Source organism: Streptomyces swartbergensis (assembly GCF_002148965.1).
GTDB classification, from domain to species: Bacteria; Actinomycetota; Actinomycetes; order Streptomycetales; family Streptomycetaceae; genus Streptomyces; species Streptomyces swartbergensis.
Window position 1 is genome coordinate 20,908 of the sequence record NZ_NGFN01000073.1, and the last position, 6,792, is coordinate 27,699.

At 70.6% G+C, this 6,792-nt stretch carries 4 protein-coding genes; all 4 read left to right on the forward strand.

All coding sequences use genetic code 11. The features are described from left to right. The first annotated feature begins 38 nt into the window (after nucleotides 1-38). The 4 genes from CA983_RS14450 (at nucleotide 39) to CA983_RS14465 (ending at nucleotide 6,510) form a co-directional block, all read left to right on the forward strand. Complete coding sequence (locus CA983_RS14450; protein ID WP_086601305.1) at nucleotides 39-803, forward strand: DeoR/GlpR family DNA-binding transcription regulator; 765 nt, start codon at nucleotides 39-41, stop codon at nucleotides 801-803. Then, on the forward strand, nucleotides 800-2,140 hold the full coding sequence (locus CA983_RS14455; protein ID WP_086601296.1) for a 6-phospho-beta-glucosidase: 1,341 nt from the start codon (nucleotides 800-802) through the stop codon (nucleotides 2,138-2,140). The genes CA983_RS14450 and CA983_RS14455 overlap by 4 nt, the downstream gene beginning before the upstream one ends. A 71-nt stretch (nucleotides 2,141-2,211) precedes the next feature. Then, complete coding sequence (locus tag CA983_RS14460) at nucleotides 2,212-5,256, forward strand: alpha-mannosidase (protein WP_086601297.1); 3,045 nt, start codon at nucleotides 2,212-2,214, stop codon at nucleotides 5,254-5,256. Between the two features lie 3 nt (nucleotides 5,257-5,259). Continuing rightward, entirely contained in the window at nucleotides 5,260-6,510 is a 1,251-nt protein-coding gene (locus CA983_RS14465) for an alpha-L-fucosidase (protein ID WP_086601298.1), read from the forward strand. Nucleotides 6,511-6,792 lie beyond the last annotated feature (282 nt).

The window sequence follows — 6,792 nt, forward strand, 5'->3', positions numbered from 1 at the left end:
CATGGCGATGATTGGAGATGACGAGTAATGTGCACCGCGTGCTGGCAGAACGACGACACCAACTCATCCTGCGGGCCCTGCGCTCCGGCGGGCCCGCGGCTGTGACCGACCTCTCCGAACAGCTGGGGGTGAGTCCCGCCACAATCAGGCGCGACCTGGTCAAACTGGAAGAAGACGGGCTGCTCACGCGCGTCCACGGCGGAGCCGTGGTCGAGGAGGGCGACCAGCCCTTCGCCGAGGTCGCCGAGATGCGCGTGGCCGAGAAGGACGCCATAGCCGAGCGCGCGGCGGCCATGGTCAAGGACGGCCAGTCGGTGCTGCTGGACATCGGGACCACGGCCTACCGCCTGGCCCGGCAACTGCACGGCCGCCGGCTCACCGTGATCACCAGCAACCTGGTGGTCTACGAGGAGCTCGCCGACGACGAGGGCATCGAGCTGGTCCTGCTCGGCGGCATGGTCCGCCGCGAGTACCGCTCCCTGGTCGGCTTCCTCACCGAGGACAACCTGCGCCAGCTGCACGCCGACTGGCTCTTCCTCGGCACCAGCGGCGTCCGGCCCGGCGGGCAGGTCATGGACACGACGGTCGTGGAGGTGCCGGTCAAGCGGGCGATGATCAAGGCCGGCGAGAAGGTCGTGCTGCTCGCCGACGCTGCGAAGTTCCCGGGGCACGGCATGGCGAAGGTCTGCGGTCCCGAGGACCTGGACGTGGTGGTGACGAACGAGCCCGTCGACACGGTGACGCGGACCTCCTTGCAGGAGGCAGGCGTCGAGGTCGTCGTGGCGGGAAAGGTGCAGGAGTGAAGCTGACGATTCTGGGCGGCGGAGGATTCCGCGTGCCGCTGGTGTACGGGGCACTCCTCCAGGACCACGCCGAGGGCCGGGTGACGCACGTCGTCCTGCACGATCTGGATCCCGCGAGACTGTCCGCGGTGACGCGTGTCCTCGCCGAGCAGGCGGCCGGAGTCCCCGACGCGCCCGAGGTGAGTGCCACCACCGACCTGGACGAGGCCCTGCGCGGTGCCGACTTCGTGTTCTCCGCGATCCGCGTCGGCGGTCTGGAGGGCCGGGCCGACGACGAGCGCGTGGCCCTGGCCGAGGGTGTCCTCGGCCAGGAGACGGTCGGCGCGGGCGGCATCGCCTACGGCCTGCGCACCGTCCCGGTCGCCGTCGACATCGCCCGGCGGGTCGCCCGCCTGGCGCCGGACGCCTGGGTCATCAACTTCACCAACCCGGCCGGCCTGGTCACCGAGGCCATGTCCCGCCACCTCGGCAACCGCGTCATCGGCATCTGCGACTCCCCGGTCGGCCTCGGCCGCCGCATCGCCCGCGTGCTCGGCGTGAAGAACCCGGGCGAGGCGTGGATCGACTACGTCGGCCTCAACCACCTCGGCTGGGTGCGCGGCCTGCGCGTCGCCGGCCGCGACGAGTTGCCGCGGCTGCTCGCCGACCCGGACCTGCTCGGCTCCTTCGAAGAGGGCAAGCTCTTCGGCGTCGACTGGCTCCGGTCCCTGGGCGCGATCCCCAACGAATACCTGCACTACTACTACTTCAACCGGGAAGCCGTACGCGCCTACCAGCAGGCCGAGAAGACCCGCGGCGCCTTCCTGCACGACCAGCAGGCCCGCTTCTACGCCGAGATGCGCAACCCGGACGCTCCCGCGTGGAAGGTGTGGGACCGGACCCGCGCCGAGCGCGAGGCCACCTATATGGCCGAGAACCGCGAGACCGCCGGCGCCGGCGAACGCGACGAGGACGACCTGTCCGGCGGCTACGAGAAGGTGGCCCTCGCGCTGATGCGGGCGATCGCCCGGGACGAGCGCACGACTCTGATCCTCAACGTCCGCAACCAGCGCACCCTGTCGGTCCTGGACACGGACGCCGTCATCGAGGTCCCCTGCCTCGTCGACGCCAACGGTGCCCACCCCGTCACCGTCGACCCGCTGCCCGACCACGCCACGGGCCTGGTCTGCGCGGTCAAGGCGGTCGAGCGCGAGGTGCTGGCAGCCGCCGACTCCGGCTCCCGCGCGACCGCAGTGAAGGCCTTCGCGCTGCACCCGCTCGTCGACTCGGTCAACGTGGCCCGCAGGCTGGTCGAGGGCTACACCGAGGTCCACCCCGGGCTGGCGTACCTTAGGTGAACGCCGCTCGGTAAGCGCTTTCCCCCACCGCTTCCCGCCTGCTCGCTCTTCCCGCTTCCTGGAGACATCTCATGCATGACGAAAGCCGCCGGATCGAGGAGCGCGTGCAGCGCCTCCACGACCAGCGCATCAAGTCCGCGATCTACGCGGCCACCGTCCCCTTCGAGGTAGAGGCCTGGCAGGCTCCCGGGGAGCCGGTCCCGTTCGAGGAGGCCGCCGCCGCCTCGTACGCGCCCTTCGCGATGGGCACCCCCTGGGGCCCGCCCTGGGGCACCACCTGGTTCCGCATGCGCGGACAGGTGCCCGAGGAGTGGACGGGCAAGCGCGTCGAGGCCGTCATCGACCTCGGCTTCGTCGGCGACTGGCCCGGCAACCAGGCCGAGGCCCTCGTCCACCTCACCGACGGCACCCCGCTGAAGGCCGTCAACCCGCTCAACCAGTACGTGGCGATCGCCAACCCGGCGACGGGCGGCGAGACGGTCGAGTACCTGGTCGAGGCCGCCTCCAACCCGGACATCCTCGCCGACAACTTCTCGAAGACCACCCCGCTCGGCGACATCCTCACCGCCGGGGACAAGCCGCTCTACACCTTCCGCGGCGCCGACATCGCCATCCTCGACGAGGAGGTCTGGCACCTCGACCTCGACGTCCAGGTGCTGCGCGAGCTGATGCTGGAGCTCGGCGAGCACGACCCGCGCCGGCACGAGATCGCGCACGCGCTCGACCGGGCGATGGACCTGCTGGACCTGGACGACGTCTCCGGCTCGGCGCCCGCCGTGCGCGAAGCGCTGAAGCCGGTGCTGTCCAAGCCCGCGCACGCCAGCGCGCACACGATCTCCGGCGTCGGCCACGCCCACATCGACTCGGCCTGGCTCTGGCCGATCCGCGAGACCAAGCGCAAGACGTCCCGCACGTTCTCCAACGTCACGTCCCTGGCCGACGAGTACGACGACTTCATCTTCGCCTGCTCCCAGGCCCAGCAGTACGAGTGGGTGCGCGACAACTACCCCAAGGTGTGGGCCCGCATCCAGGAGTCGGTCAAGAAGGGCCAGTGGGCGCCGGTCGGCGGCATGTGGGTCGAGTCCGACGGCAATCTGCCCGGCGGCGAGGCCGTCGCCCGCCAGTTCATCCACGGCAAGCGGTTCTTCATCGAGCACTTCGGCATCGAGACCAAGGGCGTGTGGCTGCCGGACTCCTTCGGCTACAACGCGGCCTACCCGCAGATCGCCAAGCTCGCCGGCAACGAGTGGTTCCTCACCCAGAAGATCTCCTGGAACCAGACCAACAGGTTCCCCCACCACACCTTCTGGTGGGAGGGCATCGACGGCACCCGGATCTTCACCCACTTCCCGCCGGTCGATACCTACAACGCCCGCTTCAGCGGCGAAGAGATGTCCCGCGCGGTCCGCAACTACCAGGAAAAGGGCGGCGCCTCCCGTTCCCTGGCCCCCTTCGGCTGGGGCGACGGCGGCGGCGGGCCCACCCGCGAGATCATGGAGCGCGCCCGCCGGCTGGCGGACCTGGAGGGCTCCGCGAAGGTCGTCGTCGAACACCCCGACGAGTTCTTCGCCAAGGCCCGCGAGGAGTACCCGGACGCGCCCGTCTGGGTCGGTGAGCTCTACCTGGAGCTGCACCGCGCCACCTACACCTCCCAGGCCCGCACCAAGCAGGGCAACCGCCGCTCCGAGCACCTCCTGCGCGAGGCGGAGCTGTGGGCGACGACGGCGGCTCTGCACGCGCCGGGCTACACGTATCCGCACGAGAAGCTGGACCGGCTCTGGAAGACGGTGCTGCTGCACCAGTTCCACGACATCCTGCCCGGCTCGTCGATCGCCTGGGTGCACCGGGAGGCCGAGGCCGAGTACGCGCGCGTGGCCCGCGAGCTCCAGGCGCTGACGGCCGAGGCGGTGGCCGCGCTCGGCGCCGGCGGGACCCGCGTCTTCAACACCAGCCCCTACGACCGTGCCGAGGTGGTCCGCACCGCCGAGGGCGCACCGGTGTACGTGGAGGTGCCCGCGAGCGGCTCCGCGCCCCTCGCCGACGCCGAGCCCCCGCAGCCGGTGACGGTGAGCGGCCGGGTGCTCGACAACGGGCTGGTCCGCGTGGAGGTGGCCGAGGACGGCACCCTGTCGTCGGTCCGCGACCTGCGCGCGAACCGCGAGGTCCTGGCCGACCAGGGCAACCTGCTCCGCCTGCACACCGACCTGCCCAACTACTGGGACGCCTGGGACATCGACAAGCACTACAAGAACCGCTACACCGACCTCCTCGACGCCTCGTCCGTCACGGTCGTCGAGCAGGACCCGCTGATCGGCGCGATCCGCGTGGAGCGGTCCTTCGGCAAGGGCTCCACGATCACCCAGACGATCACCGTCCGCGCCGGCAGCCCCCGCATCGACATCGAGACGGACATCGACTGGCACGAGACGGAGAAGATCCTCAAGGCGGCCTTCCCGGTCGACATCCGCGCCCCGCACTCCTCCGCCGAGATCCAGTTCGGCCACATCCAGCGCCCCACCCACACCAACACCAGCTGGGAGGCGGCCCGCTTCGAGGTCTCCGGCCACCGCTGGGTGCACATCGGCGAGCCCGGCTACGGCGTCGCGGTCATCAACGACTCCACCTACGGCCACGACGTCTCCCGCACGGTCCGCGAGGACGGCGGCACCACGACCACCGTCCGCCTCAGCCTGGTCCGCGCCCCGCGCATCCCGGACCCCGAGGCCGACCAGGGCCGCCACCGCTTCACCTACGCGCTGCTGCCCGGCGCGACCATCGAGGACGCCGTCGCCGAGGGCTACGCCCTCAACCTCCCGCTCCGGGTGGCCGACGCGGCAGGCGCCCCCGCACCGGTCGTCTCCGCCGAGGGCGAGGGCGTGACCGTGGAGGCGGTCAAGCTCGCCGACGACGCGTCGGGCGATGTCGTCGTACGGCTCTACGAGTCCCGCGGCGGCCGGGCCCACGGCGTCCTGCGCACCGGCTTCCCGCTCGCCGGCGCACAGATCACCGACCTCCTGGAGCGACCGCTTCAGGAGGCGCCCGTGGACGGCGACGGAGGTGTCCCGGTGGAACTGCGGCCCTTCCAGATCCTGACACTGCGCCTGCGCAGGGGCTGACCCATGGCCATGCAACCCTGGTTCACCGATGCGAAGCTGGGGATCTTCATCCACTGGGGCGTCTACGCCGTCGACGGCGTCCAGGAATCCTGGTCGTTCTACGACGACATCGTCCCCTACGACCAGTACATGTCCCAGCTCGACCGCTTCACGGCCTCCCGCTACGACCCGCGCGACTGGGCGAGGCTCTTCGCGCGGGCCGGAGCGAAGTACGCCGTGCTGACCAGCCGCCACCACGACGGCGTCGCCCTGTGGGACACGGCGTACGGAGACCTGAACGTGGGCCGCGACCTGATCGGCGGCTACGCCGACGCCCTGCGCGAGCAGGGCCTCAAGGTCGGCTTGTACTACTCGCACTCGGACTGGAGCCACCCCGACTACGCCTCCACTCGCAAGCCGGGCCGACCGCCGGAGCTGGAGGACAACCGTTACTCGGAGGTCGCCGCCGAGGACGAGGACCTTCAGGCCTGGGAGAGGTTCCTCGCCTACCGGGACGGCCAGATCCGCGAACTGACCTCCCGCTACAAGCCGGACCTGCTGTGGTTCGACGGCGAGTGGGACCGCAGCGAGGAACAGTGGCGCATCCCCGAACTCGCCGCCCTCATCCGCTCCGAGGTACCGGACGTCGTCTTCAACGCCCGCATGCTCGGCGAGGGCGACTACGCGACGCCGGAACAGGGCGCCCCGGTCGTCCCGCCCGAGGGCCCCTGGGAGCTGTGCCTGACGATCAACGACTCCTGGGGCCACCAGCACCACGACCACAACCACAAGTCGGTCGATCAGCTCATCCGCTACTTCACCGAGACCATCGGCGGCGGAGGCAACCTGCTGCTCAGCGTCGGCCCGCGGGAGGACGGCACGATCCCGGCCGAGCAGGCGCAGCGGCTGGAAGGGCTCGGCGACTGGATCGCCAGGCACGCGGAAGCGGTGTACGGCACCGAACGGGGACTCCCGCCGGGCCACCACTACGGCCCGAGCACCCTCTCCCAGGACCGCCGCACCCTCTACCTGATCCTCTTCGACGCCCCACGCGCCGAGATCAACGTGCGCGGACTGCTCAGCAAGGTCCGCGGGGTCTCGGTGCTGGGCAGCGGCACGGAACTGGCCCACCGGGTCACCGGCGGCCTCCACGAGACACCGGGAGTCCTGTGGATCGAGCCTCCCGCCGGGCCGGACCTCGACCCGCACGCCACGGTGCTGGCCGTCGAACTGGAAGGGGAACTGGAGCTCTACCGCGGAGCCGGCCGATTCTGACGAAAGTTTAAGAAACAGGTAAGGGGCCTGCTCACGGGCGGTATGTGGACGCCCGTGAGCACGCCGGTTCGCCTCTTGGACACCTGAAGTTCGCCCGTTCCCCCTGGGATGCGGAATGCACAACGCGAACGAAAGGTGTCACCGTGCGAGACCCGCGTATGGCTGCGATCGGCAAAGGCCTGAAGCGTCGCGGAAGGCTGGTGATGCAGGCGGTCAGTCCACCGCGTCGGAACCTCGACGCCATCCCCGCCCCCCGTCCGGCGGCCGACACCTACACCGCCC

Excerpts from the sequence above, each read along its gene's own strand:
- CA983_RS14460 (WP_086601297.1), top strand. The coding sequence starts at position 2,212 with ATGCATGACGAAAGCCGCCGGATCGAGGAGCGCGTGCAGCGCCTCCAC.
- CA983_RS14465 (WP_086601298.1), top strand. The coding sequence starts at position 5,260 with ATGGCCATGCAACCCTGGTTCACCGATGCGAAGCTGGGGATCTTCATC.